At 37.5% G+C, this 16137-nt stretch carries 12 protein-coding genes and 1 pseudogene; 7 read left to right on the top strand and 6 right to left on the bottom strand.

From position 1 onward, the window contains the following. Nucleotides 1-8: 8 nt before the first annotated feature. Together DQN24_RS00560 and frdA are read right to left on the bottom strand one after the other, a co-directional pair. Entirely contained in the window at nt 9-779 is a 771-nt protein-coding gene (locus DQN24_RS00560) for a succinate dehydrogenase/fumarate reductase iron-sulfur subunit (protein WP_005645965.1), read from the bottom strand. Beyond that, a complete protein-coding gene (frdA, locus tag DQN24_RS00555; RefSeq protein WP_111695234.1) occupies nt 772-2571 on the bottom strand; it encodes a fumarate reductase (quinol) flavoprotein subunit in 1800 nt (599 codons plus the stop codon). The genes DQN24_RS00560 and frdA overlap by 8 nt, the downstream gene beginning before the upstream one ends. Before the next feature lie 210 nt (nt 2572-2781). On the opposite strand from frdA, the gene epmA reads away from it, so the two are divergent. Further along, on the top strand, nt 2782-3753 hold the full coding sequence (gene epmA, locus DQN24_RS00550) for an elongation factor P--(R)-beta-lysine ligase (RefSeq protein ID WP_111695233.1): 972 nt from the start codon (nt 2782-2784) through the stop codon (nt 3751-3753). 32 nt (nt 3754-3785) lie between these two features. Here the strand turns inward: epmA and cpxA are convergent. The 4 genes and pseudogenes from cpxA to yejK form a co-directional block, all read right to left on the bottom strand. Then, nucleotides 3786-5136, bottom strand: a pseudogene (gene cpxA / locus DQN24_RS00545) (envelope stress sensor histidine kinase CpxA). 58 nt (nt 5137-5194) lie between these two features. Next, nucleotides 5195-5878 carry a response regulator gene (locus DQN24_RS00540; RefSeq protein ID WP_021034730.1) on the bottom strand — a complete coding sequence of 228 codons (684 nt, stop codon included), beginning with the start codon at nt 5876-5878 and terminating at the stop codon, nt 5195-5197. A 50-nt stretch (nt 5879-5928) separates the two neighbouring features. Next, complete coding sequence (gene bamE, locus DQN24_RS00535; protein ID WP_021034731.1) at nt 5929-6342, bottom strand: outer membrane protein assembly factor BamE; 414 nt, start codon at nt 6340-6342, stop codon at nt 5929-5931. Between the two features lie 65 nt (nt 6343-6407). Next, complete coding sequence (yejK, locus tag DQN24_RS00530; protein WP_021034732.1) at nt 6408-7424, bottom strand: nucleoid-associated protein YejK; 1017 nt, start codon at nt 7422-7424, stop codon at nt 6408-6410. A 128-nt stretch (nt 7425-7552) separates the two neighbouring features. On the opposite strand from yejK, the gene DQN24_RS00525 reads away from it, so the two are divergent. The 6 genes from DQN24_RS00525 to DQN24_RS00500 all read left to right on the top strand — a co-directional run bounded on the left by DQN24_RS00525 (nt 7553) and on the right by DQN24_RS00500 (nt 16007). Further along, a complete protein-coding gene (locus DQN24_RS00525) occupies nt 7553-7771 on the top strand; it encodes a YejL family protein (protein ID WP_005670154.1) in 219 nt (72 codons plus the stop codon). A 1-nt stretch (nt 7772) separates the two neighbouring features. After that, entirely contained in the window at nt 7773-9530 is a 1758-nt protein-coding gene (locus tag DQN24_RS00520) for a DUF3413 domain-containing protein (RefSeq protein ID WP_111695232.1), read from the top strand. Between the two features lie 400 nt (nt 9531-9930). Beyond that, nucleotides 9931-10923, top strand: coding sequence for an amidohydrolase family protein (locus tag DQN24_RS00515; RefSeq protein WP_005631292.1), 993 nt, complete (start codon nt 9931-9933; stop codon nt 10921-10923). A gap of 195 nt (nt 10924-11118) precedes the next feature. Continuing rightward, entirely contained in the window at nt 11119-11682 is a 564-nt protein-coding gene (locus DQN24_RS00510) for a TetR/AcrR family transcriptional regulator (protein WP_021034735.1), read from the top strand. A gap of 30 nt (nt 11683-11712) precedes the next feature. Beyond that, a complete protein-coding gene (locus DQN24_RS00505; protein ID WP_172453966.1) occupies nt 11713-12909 on the top strand; it encodes an efflux RND transporter periplasmic adaptor subunit in 1197 nt (398 codons plus the stop codon). 17 nt (nt 12910-12926) lie between these two features. Then, complete coding sequence (locus DQN24_RS00500; RefSeq protein WP_172453965.1) at nt 12927-16007, top strand: efflux RND transporter permease subunit; 3081 nt, start codon at nt 12927-12929, stop codon at nt 16005-16007. Nucleotides 16008-16137: the final 130 nt, after the last annotated feature.

Here is a 16137-nt window from a genome sequence, read left to right as displayed (position 1 = left end):
CTTCCCCCTTAGCTTTTTGGTTTTAGCATAGAGATAACATAATCTTTGGCACTTTCCACTTTTCCTTGGTTAATTGCAGAAGCTGGATCCACATGTTTTGGACAAACTTCTGAGCAATAGCCAACGAAAGTACAACTCCAAACCCCATTTTTACCATTTAATAATGACATACGTTTTGCTTTACCATGGTCACGGTTATCAAGATTATAACGATGAGCCATAGTAATAGCTGCAGGGCCTAAGAATTCAGGATTTAAACCAAATTGAGGGCAAGCGGCATAGCATAAACCACAGTTGATACACATTGAGAATTGACGATATTTCTCAAGCTGTGCTGGCGTTTGTTTAGTACGGCTTACTTGCAACTCTTTTGATGGATGTGGTTTACCATCTAATGCTGGCGCTTCGTTACCAATAATATAAGGTTTAATTGCCTCTAAACTTTCGATAAAGTGGCTTAAATCAACCACTAAGTCGCGTTCAATTGGGAAGTTTGCTAACGGCTCAATACGCATATGACCGCTGTAATCACGTAAGAACGTTTTACACGCCAATTTCGGTTTGTTATTTACCATCATACCGCAAGAACCACAAATCGCCATACGGCAAGACCAGCGATAAGAAAGAGATGGCTCAAGTTTATCCTTGATATAACCTAACGCATCAAGCAATGAAGTTTGATTATCATAAGGTACTTGATAAGTACTTAAATGCGGCTCTTGATCGATTTCAGGATTGTAGCGTAATACTTCTACATTCATTACTGGTGAATTAGCCATTTGCTTGCTCCTTAGCTTTCGCAGCTGCTTCTTGAGCTTCTGCTTCCGCACCGTAAACACGTTTTGCAGGTTGAGATTTGGTAATTTTCACTGGGCTATATTCAATGCGCGGTGCGCCATTTTCATTGTAGAAAGCAAGTGTGTGTTTTAAATAATTTACATCATCACGTTCAGTGTAATCTAAGCGTTGATGGGCACCACGAGATTCTTTACGTTCAATCGCTGAATTTGCAATAGATTGTGCAACATCTAGGATGTAACCCAACTCAACGGTGTAAAGCACATCTGTATTGAACACACTTGAGTTATCTGATATGCGAATACGTTTGTAACGTTCTTTTAATTCTGCAATTTTATCTACTGCTTTTTGCATGCTTGCTTGGTCACGGTAAATACCACAACCTTCTTCCATCACAGTACCCATTTCATCACGGATTTCAGACCAAGATTCATTACCTTCCTGTTTATGAAGGGCTTCTAAACGAGCAACAACATCTTTTGCTTGAGCATCAACCGCACTTTGATTTACCGATTGAGCCTCAACTGCACGTTGTGCCGCATATTCCCCTGCAACACGACCTAACACAACAAGTTCAGCTAAAGAGTTAGATCCTAAACGATTTGCACCATGTAAACCTGAAGATGCACATTCTCCTACAGCAAATAAACCTTTGATACGAGTTTCGCTGTTAAAATCAACCTCAATACCGCCCATTGTATAGTGAACAACTGGACGAACAGGGATTGGTTCATTTACTGGATTTACACCTTCATAAGCACTTGCTAATTCACAAATAAATGGCAGACGCTCGTGTAAATATTTTTCGCCAAGATGACGTAAATCTAAATGCACAACATCCACGCTTTTCGCGGTTTTTAAGGTATTACCTTTTTTCCATTCTTGCCAGAATGCTTGAGAAACTTTATCACGAGGGCCAAGCTCCATATATTTATTTTGAGGTTTGCCAATTGGCGTTTCAGGACCTAGACCGTAATCTTGAAGATAGCGATAGCCATCTTTATTCACTAAGATGCCGCCTTCGCCACGACAACCTTCGGTCATTAAAATACCCGTATTCGGTAAGCCTGTTGGATGATATTGAACAAACTCCATATCACGAAGTGGTACACCGTGACGATACGCCATAGACAAGCCGTCACCTGTTACAATGCCGCCATTGGTATTAAATTTAAATGCACGACAACCACCGCCAGTGGCAATCACAACCGCATTGGCATTAATTTGAACAAGTGAACCTTCCATCATATTCATTGCAACCATACCACGAGCATGGCCATCATCAACAAGAATATCTAATACGAAGTGTTCATCAAAACGTTTGATTTGTGGATATTGAATAGAAGTTTGGAAAAGTGTGTGTAGTAAATGGAAACCTGTTTTATCCGCTGCGAACCAAGTACGTTCAATTTTCATTCCACCAAAACGACGCACGTTTACATCGCCATCAGCTTTACGACTCCAAGGGCATCCCCAACGTTCTAATTGAGTCATTTCTACAGGGGAATGTTGTACGAAATATTCCACTACATCTTGCTCACAAAGCCAGTCCCCACCAGCAACGGTATCTTGAAAGTGTTTATCGTAAGAATCTTCTTCTTTGATAACTGCCGCTGCGCCACCTTCTGCTGCCACGGTATGGCTACGCATCGGGTATACTTTAGAAACTAATGCAATTTTTAGGTTAGGATTTGCTTCTGCTGCGGAAATCGCTGCACGTAAACCACCGCCACCAGCACCAACAATCGCAATATCGACATTAACTGTTTGCACGATATCCTCCAATCAATAGAAAGTAAGAATAAATCCCCTAAAAGGGTAATATTACGTGGGCATTGTGCCATTTTTTGTTACAAATTAATAACGTTTTTTATGTCTAAAGATGGAAAAGATCGTATTTTGTGATCTACCTCAAAAAAGCTAAGATTGAGTTGAGAGCAGCTCTCGTTTACAATGTGCAAAATTTTTAAAACAGGATTAAAAATGACCGCACTTAATCATTGGCAACCTTCTGCTGATATAAAAAATCTTCTTAAACGGGCAAAAATTATTGCTGAAATTCGTCAATTTTTTACAGAACGCGGCTTGCTTGAAGTAGAGACCCCTGTTCTAAGTGAATTTGGCGTCACTGATTTACATCTCTCCACCTTTAGCACGGAATTTCTTGCGCCTTTTGATAATCAATCCAAAACACTTTGGCTTTCTACAAGCCCTGAATATCATATGAAACGCTTGCTTGCTGCTGGCAGTGGACCGATATTCCAAATCAGCAAAGTGTTTCGCAATGAAGAGGCTGGAAATCGCCATAATCCAGAATTTACTATGTTGGAATGGTATCGACCGCACTTTCATATGCATCGTTTAATTAATGAAGTGGATGATTTGCTCCAACAAATTTTAGATTGTCCACCTGCAGAAAGTTTAAGCTATCAATTTGTTTTCCAAGAATATGTAGGCTTAGATCCCTTATCAGCTGAACGTTCAGAATTAATCGAAGCAGCACGTAAACATAATTTTATGGCTGAAGATGATGAAGATCGCGATACGTTATTACAGTTTTTATTTAGTGAAGTCGTTGAGCCTCAAATTGGGAAAGAACGACCTATTGCGGTTTATCATTTCCCTTCAACGCAAGCTGCCCTAGCACAAGTTAGCCCAGAAGATCAACGTGTGGCAGAACGCTTTGAGTTTTATTACAAAGGGTTAGAATTAGCCAATGGTTTTCACGAACTTGCCGATGCGCAGGAACAACGTCATCGCTTTGAATTAGATAATCAACAAAGAAAAAAATGTGGATTGCCTACTCGAGAAATTGATGAACGCTTTCTTGCTGCTTTAGACGCGGGTATGCCAGATTCTTCTGGTGTCGCATTAGGAATAGATCGTTTAATGATGATCGCTTTAGATTGCGAAAAAATTAATGACGTCATTTCTTTTGCTGTGGACAATGCTTAAAGGTAAAAGTGCGGTAAAAATTGCTATCATTTTTATTTACTGATCCATAATGGCAATTTTATATTCATTGATAGCCCGCCTAATGGGCTTTTTTCAGCCCAAACACTTCCTTGATGCTCTTTTATTACATGAGACACAATTGCAAGCCCTAATCCTGTGCCTCCAGTCGCTCTAGTTCGCGCTTCATCGACGCGATAAAACGGAGTGAAAATTTTTTCAAATTCATTTGGATTTACCCCAGATCCGTTGTCATTGATGCAGATCCTGAGGAATTCTTCTTCTTCTTCTTCTTCTTGGATAAAAATATAAAGCTCGATCTTATCCTTTGTGTATTTAAGTGCATTTGTCACGATATTTTCGACCGCACTTTCTGGTAATCTAAAATTACCGTTAAGTTGTAATTCATTTTTTGGTAAATGAATATTTGTGAGAAATGCTATACCTCGTTGTTCCGCTTCAAATTGTGCATCTTTAATAATCTCTTCCCAAAGAGAGTTTGCATAAAAAATATCACGCTTTACTTGACTATTCATTTGCTGACGAGAAAGAAGAAGTAGTTCGCTAATCATTTTATCCATACGCTCAATTTCTCTTTCAATACGTTTCACACTATCGGTTTCTCCACATTGGCGGCGGACAAGAGCTGTAGCCAATTGTAAGCGTGTTAGTGGCGTTTTTAATTCGTGGGAAATAGATGAAAGAAGCCTTTGTTGATTTGAGATTAAATTATCAATAGATATAGCATTCGATTAAAACTTTGACCGACTTGGCGGAGTTCTAACGGGCCTTTAATACTTAGTCTTTTATCAATTTTGAATTACCTAATGCCACTGAATTAGCTGCATCTCGTAAACGTGAAATTGGTGTAGTGAGCATTCTTGTAAACCACCATAATAATGGAGTGGTAATTAAAAGAATTAGAAAAATTAATATCATAGGTCGATCAAAAAGATAATTAAACATCTCCCGCTGTGGATTCACGTATGAAATAAAATATAAGGCATAAGAATTTTCTCCATTTCCCAAGTAAACTTGAAAAGGGCCTGAAATTTGGAGTTCATTAAAATTTTTGCGTTTAGGATATGAAAAATTATTTGATACATCTGAAAATCTTTGGATATAAGGCATTTCTTCGGGAAGTTCGCCAAGAATATCTTTAGTTTTTAAATCAATAAGAACGGGTCTAGAAGGTTGGAATTTATCAGCAGGTAAAACAGGCACGCCTGCAACGATTTCTTGTAGTTTTCCAATACGGATAATCTGAAGAATTTCTTTTTGGTAATTAACAATATTCGCTTCTTTTAATGGGGAATAAATTCTGAGATCGAAATTAGGTACGGCGATCACAAGGCTCATCATTATGAAAAAAGAAAACCAAAACATAAGAAATGTTTGGATAGTGAGTTGATTTAAATTAAAAAATAACGTAATTTCATAAAAATTAGGTAACTAAAGCGTATCCTTTTCCGCGTAAAGTTTTAAACCAAGAGGGCTTGTTTTTTCGTTCTGGTAATTTGCGTCTTAAATTAGAGATGTGCATATCAAGAGAACGGTCAAATGGAGTGAGCGGTTTTTCCATTACTTCTAAACTTAATTCTTCTCGACTTACCACATTTCCCTTAGATTTAAGCAATAAACAAAGGATCTTAAATTCATAATCAGTTAAATTGAGATTTTCTTCATTATAGGTTGCAATTCCGTGAGAAAAATGGAGAGTTATTCCGTCAAAAGAAAGGATTTCTACATTTGCGGTATTATTTGAAGGAGATGCACTACGACGCAAAATTGCCTTAATTCTTGCAATAAGCTCACGATCGTTAAAAGGTTTGGGTAAATAATCATCCGCTCCCAATTCTAAGCCTAATACGCGATCAATGTCTTCGCCTCTTGCTGTTAGCATCATCACTGGCACGTTAGAGACTTTACGAATTTCTTTTAATGTTTCGATACCATTTAACTTTGGCATCATTACATCAAGCAAAACCAGCTTATAGCTTTCATTGAGTTTTTGTAATGCTTCTAATCCATTGTTTGCTGTTTCAACGTCAAAACCCTCAAGCTCTAAAAGTGTAGAAAGTAATTCAGTCAATTCAATATCATCATCAACGAGCAAGAGTTTTGACATTGGGGATTCCTTTTACCAATTATTATTGTAGTGCGGTGAAAATAAAAAGATTATTTCCAGAATTTCCACCAACTTGATTTTGGTTTCTCACCTGTTTCAATGATGGTGTTATTTTCGCCTTGTTGTGAAACCTCTGGTAAAGGTTTATCAAGATGGGTTTCTGTCACAATCCCACGTTGATCGAATTTTACGGTTAGCGTATGTTGAGCTGGTGTTTCATAGGCACGTTGTTGTAAGAATATGTAATACCAAGTGTAGTTATTATAAGGATCGATTAATATTGGCGTTCCCAACAAATATTGTACTTGTTGAGCAGTCATGCCTTCTTTAACTTGCGCAACGGTAGTCGCTTCTAAATAGTTGCCTTGCGGTACATCAATTCGATATACAACTTTTTCAACGGTGGAACAAGAAGCGAGGCTTAATGCTAAAAATGTTGCGCCTAAAAGTGTTTTAACTTGCATTTTCTTTACCTTAATTTGTGCAAAAGTACTGTCAAATAATACCCAAAGTTGGCTATGTTTCCAAATTAATTCTCTGATTTTAAAGCCTTTTGTAATTGATCTTTTAAATTTGGCGGTAAACCTTTGATGGTTAGGGTATCTGTCATAGGATCCCATTGAATACGTGTATTCAATAATTCCGCATCAAAACTTAGGGTAACGCCCTTTCCTGACCCAGAGAATTTTGTTAGCGATTTCAATGCTGAACGAACAGGAGGAATGCTCTCTTCCAAACCATAATTCTGTTCTTCCGTAAAGGCGACAAAAGGCTGTTCGTTTAGAGTGGGTAATGAATCAGAAAGTTCCCTTAATTCAATATTGTTACCGTTTGAAAGCTGACCTTTACAATATTCAAACACTTGTTTTTTTACCGCTTGAGTTTGCTCTTTGTTGAGTTCGCCTTGATCGCAGTAATCACTCACAGCTTGCAATAAACACTGATTTTGAACCTGTGGATTTAATCCTTCTTCAGCACCTAAAAAATCCATGAAAAAATCACTAATTTTGCGACCTACACGGCCTTTTATGAAAGTTAAATAACGATTAGAGTTCGCATTTACTTGCAAATCCGTCAAATTTATCCGTGCCGCAATATCAAACTGAGTTATATCAAGATATTCTGTACGGTGAATATCTAAATGCTCATCGACTAACATACTATGGCGGCTATCAAGCAATGCAATAAACAAATAATCTGTCGCTAAGAAATTATATTGGCATAAAATCAAGGTGCCACTTTCCGCAAAGTTATATTTACCTAGCTCATCAGCAAGCAATTTTGTTGAATATTGACTAAAACCTAAAAACTCAATTTCTTGTTCTAATAAACGATTTAAATGTTGTGCAAAGATAGACTTTTCCTGAAACACGCCAAAAGCCTTAGCTTTATTTTGATAGCCTTGATGAAGTTGCAACATCATTTGCTCTACTTCTGGCGTAATTGACAGCAACTCATCGCGTAATACGCTTTCCATTTTTATGCTGTCGCCATCCACATTTTTGACTAACTGATGCAAAACAATTTGATTAACGATAATACTCATTTTTGTCACCTTTGAAAAATTTGCCGCAAATTATAACCGCACTTTTTAAGCAAGAAAAAAGAAATTATTTAGGTTCTACCAAATAATCGGGTATCATAAGCCAAATTTTTTGTTTTATTTTTGACATTATGGCTCAACATTCTAAATACTCTGATGCTCAATTAAGTGCGATTGTAAACGATATAATCGCAGTGCTAGAAAAGCATAAAGCCTCGGTAGATCTCTCCTTAATCGCATTGGGTAATATGGCAAGTAATCTATTAACTAGCAGTGTGCCGCAAACTCAACGTGAGGCATTGGCTCAAGCGTTTTCTAATTCCTTAATCAATGCAGTAAAAACACGTTAATATGAAATGGATTAAAAAAGGCACCTTCAGCGGCAAACAATACCGCGATGACGTTTCACGAAAAATTTCGTGGGGTCATTGGTTTGCCTTTTTTAATATTATTGTTGCTATTCTTATTGGCGCACGTTATGCCTTTATCATTGACTGGCCAGACACTCTCGCAGGAAAACTTTATTTCTTTGTAAGTTTGCTCGGGCATTTCAGTTTTAACGTTTTTGCGTTGTATTTACTTGTGGTCTTTCCACTGAGTTTCATTGTTAAAAATCACCGCACTTTTCGCGGATTAACCGTGATTTTTTCCACGATTTGTACAACCTTATTATTATTTGATACCGCTGTTTTCAGTCGTTTTAATCTGCATTTATCCTCTGTGGTATGGAATTTGCTGGTTAATCCAGAAAATGGTGAAATGTCACGCGATTGGCAAATTTTCTTTGCACCAATGCCAATAATTTTACTGGCACAAATGTTATTTTCTCGTTGGAGTTGGGAAAAATTACGTAGTCTTGAACGCCAAAAATGGCTAAAAGCTGTCGGTGTATCCTTAACTTCCATGTTTATTACTACGCACTTAATTTATGCTTGGGCAGATGCTTATTTATATCGTCCAATTACGATGCAACGCTCTAATTTTCCTCTTTCTTATCCAATGACAGCTCGTTCTTTTTTAGAAAAACACGGTTTCATTGATGGCGAGCAGTACGCACAAACATTAAAACAAGAGGGGCGTTTAGATGCCTTAAAGATTGATTATCCTAAAAAAACACTCACTTTTGCACCAATTGACAATAAACCAAACATTTTGATGATCACTGTTTCTGGATTGCGTTACGATGCCATTTCTCAAGGCAAAATGCCCAAGTTAGCTGAATTTGCAACAAGTTCAACGGAATTCACTAATCATTACAGCACAGGTAATAGTAATAATGCAGGCTTAATTGGGTTATTTTACGGGCTAAATGCAAATTACACCGATAGCATTTTAAGCAATCATACCCAATCTGTTTTAATCGAAAAATTACGTGCTGAAAATTATCAATTGGGTTTATTTTCTGCTACGAATTTCAAAGATAGCGTCTTCCGCCAAGCATTATTTCGTGAAATAAAACTTTCATCGAATAAAACCAACAAACCAAATAATGAAAGTGCGGTAAAAAATCTCAATGATTTTATTAAAGCACAAAAAATAGACTCCCCTTGGTTTGCTTATTTGGATTTAGCCTTGGAGGCTAAAAACCAAGCAGATTATGACCGCACTTTACAGGACGTGGATTTACTTTTAGCAAAAGTGCTAGAAAATACACCGCTTGAAAACACATTAGTGATTATCACTGCTGAACACGGTTTAACTTTCAATGAAATGAATGAAAAAGAACGAGAAAATTATTTTGGACGTGATGAAATTCAAGTGCCATTGCTTGTATATTGGAAAGATTTACCAGTAGGCAAACAAAATGGATTAAGTAATCATGCTGATATTTTCTCTGCGTTAATGCAGACAGTATTCCGTGTAGAAAACCCGTTGATGGATTATAGTCAAGGACGCAATCTCTTTGATCTTAAGGGGGATGACTGGGTACTTGCCTCTAATTTCCACTGGAATGTGGTGATTCAACCTGATGGAACACAATACCATATTGATCGCAAAGGTAATTACAAAAAACTCGATAAAGATTATATTGAGCAATCTTCAGACAGACCGCCACTTGGAATCTTCTTAGAAGCTTTCCAATTACAAAATTTCTTCTTTGAAAAATAATCTATAAAGGTAAAAAGTGCGGTTAATTTTGACAGTATTTTATATCCTTTTATTCATCTCGTGGGCTTGTATCCACGCTATGGAAGTTGTGTAGATAAGTCTAAGTTATGTAGGGTGGGCGTTAGCCCACGCATTTATTAAGTTCTTATAGAATAGTGATTATATCTAATTAGATATGTGAATGCCCGCATTACGACAAATAACCTATAAGTGCATAAAAGAATGGATTTTTTGCCCTTAAGTCTTTATACTCACGCCTCAGTTTAAGACTGAAAAATGTTATTAATGAAAATCCGTGAGTTTTTCATAACATTATCATAATGCTTCTCGCCGTACTTACAGCACCTTTCAATTAATATACATTCTCGTCTTTTTATCCTTTCTTTTTTACGGAGTTTGTATGAAAAGCCACGTTCGTAGTTTTAAAACCTATATTCGCGATGAAATTATCAAAAAAGGCGGATGGGTAAATGCCCATGCACATGCTGACCGCGCTTTTACGATGACGCCAGAGAAAATTGGGATTTATCATAGTAGTAATTTGCAACAAAAATGGGATTTAGTGGATGAAGTAAAACGCACTTCCAGTGTTGATGATTATTACGCACGTTTTTGCCAATCTATTGAATTAATGATATCCCAAGGTGTAACCGCATTTGGTACCTTTGTCGATATAGACCCAATTTGTGAAGATCGTGCAATTATTGCCGCACACAAAGCCCGCGAAGTGTATAAACATGACATTATTTTGAAATTTGCCAATCAAACTTTAAAAGGAGTAATCGAACCCACTGCGCGTAAATGGTTTGATATTGGTGCAGAAATGGTAGATATGATTGGCGGCTTACCATATCGTGATGAATTGGATTATGGACGCGGCCTAGAGGCAATGGATATCTTGTTAGATAAGGCCAAATCTCTTGGAATTATGTGTCATGTACATGTAGATCAATTCAATAACCCAAGTGAAAAAGAAACTGAGCAACTTTGCGACAAAACCATTGAACACGGAATGGAAGGGCGAGTTGTGGGTATCCATGGTATTTCCATTGGCTCACATTCAAAAGAATATCGCTACAAACTTTACGAAAAAATGCGTAAAGCTAAAATGATGATGATCGCCTGTCCAATGGCATGGATTGACAGTAATCGCAAAGAAGATCTTATGCCATTCCATAATGCACTCACGCCAGCAGATGAAATGATCCCCGAAGGTATCACTGTTGCCCTAGGCACAGATAATATTTGCGATTATATGGTGCCATTATGTGAGGGGGATTTATGGCAAGAATTAAGCCTATTGGCTGCAGGCTGCCGTTTCCCACACTTAGATGAAATGGTCAATATCGCAAGTATTAATGGTCGTAAAGTGTTAGGACTAGAACCAATTTAGCTTTTTATTCCGCCCAATCAAAAGTGCGGTCAAAATGGGCAATATTTAAAAGTTGATTACAAAATCTAGCTTTTAAATGTAGCCCATTTTCGTTGTCCTTTTTTATTTTTAACTTGCCAAAAAACAAAAAATAAAGAAAATGAACGTCCATTCATTTTTGGGCGATTATTGCTCTTTATTTTATTCAAGGATCTTATGCGACAAGCTAAAACTGATTTAGCCGAACAAATTTTTCTTGCTACCGATCGTTTAATGGCAAAAGAAGGTTTAGACCGGCTTTCTATGCATAAAATCGCAAAAGAGGCAAATGTAGCGGCGGGAACGATTTACCTTTATTTCAAAAACAAAGATGAGTTGCTTGAACAATTTGCACACAGGGTGTTTTCAATGTTTATGGCAACACTTGAAAAAGATTTTGATGAATCTAAGCCTTTTTTCGAACAGTATCGACAAATGTGGAAAAACATTTGGTATTTCTTACAAGAAAATCCCACTATTCTATCCAATTTAAAGCAATATGAATCTTTGCCGAATTTCAAGGATATTTGTAAAAACGTTAAAAATTGTCGTTGGGATTTATTTTGTGACCAAGCCAAAAAAGCTGGCTTATTAGCCGAATTACCTGAAGATATTCTCTTTTTATTAAGTTTGAAAACGGCGATAAATTTGGCCTCTGATGCAAAATTTATCGATTTCGATCTTAATCCTGAAATTTTAGAATCTGTGATTGAACGCTCTTGGCGTGCGATTCAGAAATAATAGTTGTTATTTTATAACGGAGCTTTAAACATGAGTCAAACTCAACATCAAAGACCAAAACGCTCACATATTTTCTTGATGAAAGTGATTTTAGCTGTATTTGTCTTAATTTTTGCTGGTGTCATCGGTTTTAATGTATTTAAAGGTGTAATGACAAGTCGAGTGATTGCTAGTATGCCAGAACCTTCAAGTCCCGTGACCGCACTTGAAGTACAACCACGCGAGTGGACACCTTTTATCAATACAACAGGGCTAATACGTCCACATCAAGGTGCTATGCTTAGCGCACAAAATGCGGGTACGGTTTCACAAGTGCTTGTTCAAAATGGACAAAATGTGAAAAAAGGTGAGGTGCTTGTGGAACTTGATAATTTTGTTGAACGTGCCAGCCTACAAGCTGCTCAGGCACAATTATCAGCACTTCGTCAAACTTACCAACGTTATGTGAGCTTATTAAATAGCAATGCTGTATCACGTCAAGAAATGGATAACGCAAAAGCGGCTTATGACGCTCAAGTAGCTAATATTGAATCTCTAAAAGCAGCAATTGAACGTCGTAAAATTGTGGCACCATTTGATGGTAAAGCGGGTATTGTGAAAATCAATATTGGACAATATGTGAATGTTGGAACAGAAATTGTGCGTGTAGAAGATACTAGCTCAATGAAAGTAGATTTTGCTCTTTCACAAAATGATTTAGATAAGTTGCATATTGGTCAGCGTGTTACGGCTACCGTTGATGCTCGTTCTGGAGAAACATTTTCTGCACGTATTACGGCGATTGAACCTGCCGTAAATGCAGCTACTGGGCTTGTGGATATTCAAGCAACATTTGATCCAGAAGATGGACGTAAACTGCTTTCAGGTATGTTCTCTCGTTTGCGTATTGCGCTTTCAACGGAAACAAATCAAATTGTCGTGCCACAAGTCGCTATCAGCTACAATATGTATGGTGAAATTGCTTATTTACTCACACCATTATCTGATGAAGATAAAGGAAAAATGTCAGGTAATGAAAAATTGGATCGTCTCTATCGTGCGAAACAAATCACCGTATTTACTAAAGATCGTCAAGGTGTTTATGCTCAATTACAAGGAAATGAAGTTAAAGCAGGAGATAAAATTATTACAGGCGGTCAGCAAGGTATTGGTAATGGAAGTCTTGTGGAATGGATTAAAAAAGACATTGTGGGTGCAGTAGAGCCTGCACATAAAACACCACTTTAATGTATGAGGAAATCCGAATGAAATTTACCGATATATTTATTCGTCGCCCTGTTTTAGCAGTTTCAATTAGTTTGTTAATGATTATTTTAGGGTTGCAAGCAATCTCGAAATTGGCTGTGCGTGAATACCCTAAAATGACGACCACAGTCATTACAGTGAGTACCGCATATCCAGGGGCAGATGCGAATTTAATCCAAGCATTTGTTACCTCAAAATTGGAAGAATCTATTGCACAAGCCGATAATATTGACTATATGTCTTCGACTAGTGCGCCTAGTAGTTCGACCATTACAATAAAAATGAAATTAAATACCGATCCTGCAGGTGCGTTGGCAGATGTGTTAGCCAAAGTGAATGCAGTAAAGTCGGCGTTACCAAATGGTATTGAAGATCCTAGTGTATCCTCTTCTTCAGGTGGGAGCGGTATTATGTATATCAGTTTCCGATCTAAAAAACTGGATTCTAGTCAGGTGACCGATTATATCAATCGTGTAGTCAAACCACAGTTTTTTACCATTGAGGGTGTTGCTGAAGTACAGGTATTTGGTGCCGCTGAATATGCATTACGTATTTGGCTTGATCCACAAAAAATGGCAGCTCAAAATCTTTCTGCTCCAGCAGTAATGTCTGCGCTTTCTGCTAATAACGTACAAACGGCTGCGGGGAACGATAATGGCTATTATGTGAGTTATCGTAACAAAGTTGAGACCACAACGACATCTGTGGAACAACTCAGCAACTTAATTATTTCATCAAATGGCGATGATTTAGTGCGTTTGCGTGATATTGCAACCGTTGAATTAAATAAAGAAAGTGATAATTCGCGTGCTACGGCAAATGGCGCAGAATCCGTCGTGTTAGCCATCAATCCAACCTCCACAGCAAATCCTTTGACTGTCGCAGAAAAAATTCGCCCTTTATATGAAAGTATAAAAACACAACTGCCAGACAGTATGGAAAGCGATATTCTTTATGACCGCACTATTGCTATTAATAGTTCCATTCACGAGGTAATAAAAACTATTGGAGAAGCCACTTTAATCGTTTTAGTGGTAATTTTAATGTTTATCGGTTCGTTCCGCGCCATTTTAATTCCAATATTAGCTATTCCAATTTCTCTTATTGGCGTGTTAATGCTGCTACAAAGTTTCAACTTTTCTATTAATTTAATGACCTTGCTCGCTTTAATTCTTGCCATAGGTTTAGTTGTGGATGATGCTATTGTAGTGCTGGAAAATGTTGATCGTCATATTAAAGAGGGGGAAACGCCATTCCGAGCGGCAATTATTGGTACGCGTGAAATTGCAGTACCCGTTATTTCTATGACTATTGCATTGATCGCAGTTTATTCGCCAATGGCTTTAATGGGGGGGATTACTGGCACATTGTTTAAAGAGTTTGCTTTAACTCTAGCTGGTGCGGTATTTATTTCAGGCATTGTGGCATTAACTCTTTCTCCGATGATGAGTAGCAAGTTGCTTAAATCAAACGCCCAACCAACTTGGTTAGAACAAAAGGTTGAACATACATTAGGAAAAGTTAATCGTATTTACGAATATATGCTTGATCTTGTTATGCTCAATCGTAAATCAATGCTGGCTTTTGCTGTGGTAATTTTCTCAACGCTCCCATTTTTGTTTAATGCGCTTTCGAGTGAATTAACACCAAATGAAGATAAAGGCGCATTTATTGCGATTGGTAATGCGCCATCTAGTGTGAATGTGGATTACATTCAAAATGCAATGCAACCATATATGAAAAATGTAATGGAAACACCTGAAGTTTCTTTTGGGATGAGTATTGCTGGTGCGCCAAATTCTAATGGTTCTTTGAATATCATTACTTTAAAAGATTGGAAAGAGCGCACACGCAAACAATCTGTTGTGATGAATGAATTAAATGCAAAAGCAAAATCTATTCCAGAAGTATCAGTTTCTGCGTTCAATTTCCCTGAAATTGATACAGGAGAACAAGGGCCGCCAGTTTCTATTGTGTTAAAAACTGCACAAGATTATAAATCTTTAGCGAATACTGCAGAGAAATTCTTAAATGCGATGAAAGCTTCAGGTAAATTTATTTATTCCAATTTAAATTTAACTTATGACACCGCACAAATGACGATTTCTGTGGATAAGGAAAAAGCGGGAACTTACGGCATTACAATGCAACAGATTAGTAATACTTTAGGCAGTTTCTTATCTGGTGCGACAGTTACGCGTGTGGATGTAGATGGACGTGCTTATAAAGTAATTTCGCAGGTAAAACGAGATGATCGCTTATCGCCAGAAAGTTTCCAAAATTATTATTTAACTGCATCTAATGGTCAATCAGTGCCATTAAGTAGTGTTATCAGTATGAAATTAGAAACTCAGCCAACATCATTACCGCGTTTCAGTCAGTTAAATTCGGCTGAAATTAGTGCTGTACCAATGCCGGGTACATCAAGTGGTGATGCCATTGCTTGGCTTCAACAACAGGCAACAGACAATTTACCGCAAGGCTATACGTTTGATTTTAAATCTGAAGCACGTCAATTAGTCCAAGAAGGCAACGCATTAGCCGTCACTTTTGCATTGGCTGTTATCATCATATTCTTGGTACTTGCCATTCAGTTTGAATCTATACGTGACCCAATGGTAATTATGATTTCCGTACCATTAGCCGTAAGTGGTGCATTGGTGAGCTTAAATATTTTATCCTTCTTTAGCATCGCAGGAACAACATTAAATATCTACTCTCAAGTTGGGTTGATTACTCTCGTGGGATTAATCACCAAACACGGTATCTTAATGTGCGAAGTGGCAAAAGAAGAACAGCTTAACCATGGTAAAACTCGTATTGAGGCAATCACTCACGCGGCAAAAGTGCGTTTGCGTCCAATTCTAATGACAACTGCTGCAATGGTAGCTGGCTTAATTCCATTACTCTATGCAACAGGTGCAGGAGCGGTATCTCGCTTTAGTATTGGGATAGTGATTGTAGCGGGATTATCCATTGGTACTATTTTCACCTTGTTCGTCTTGCCTGTGGTATATAGCTATGTCGCAACTGAACACAAATCATTACCGGTTTTTGATGAAAATAAAACAACCCACTAATTAAAACATAGAAAAAACAAACCGCACTTAGGTTATCTTACGTAATTCGTACTTATAAATAGTTGTTTTATCCAACTTTTTTGAGCATAACCTGCATAAGTGCGGTATTTTTTATTCTGTTAATTATATA

Origin of the sequence: Haemophilus influenzae, from assembly GCF_900475755.1 — a bacterium.
GTDB lineage: Bacteria > Pseudomonadota > Gammaproteobacteria > Enterobacterales > Pasteurellaceae > Haemophilus > Haemophilus influenzae_D.
Note: the sequence above shows the minus strand (reverse complement) of the source record. Positions and strands in the feature narration are given on the sequence as shown.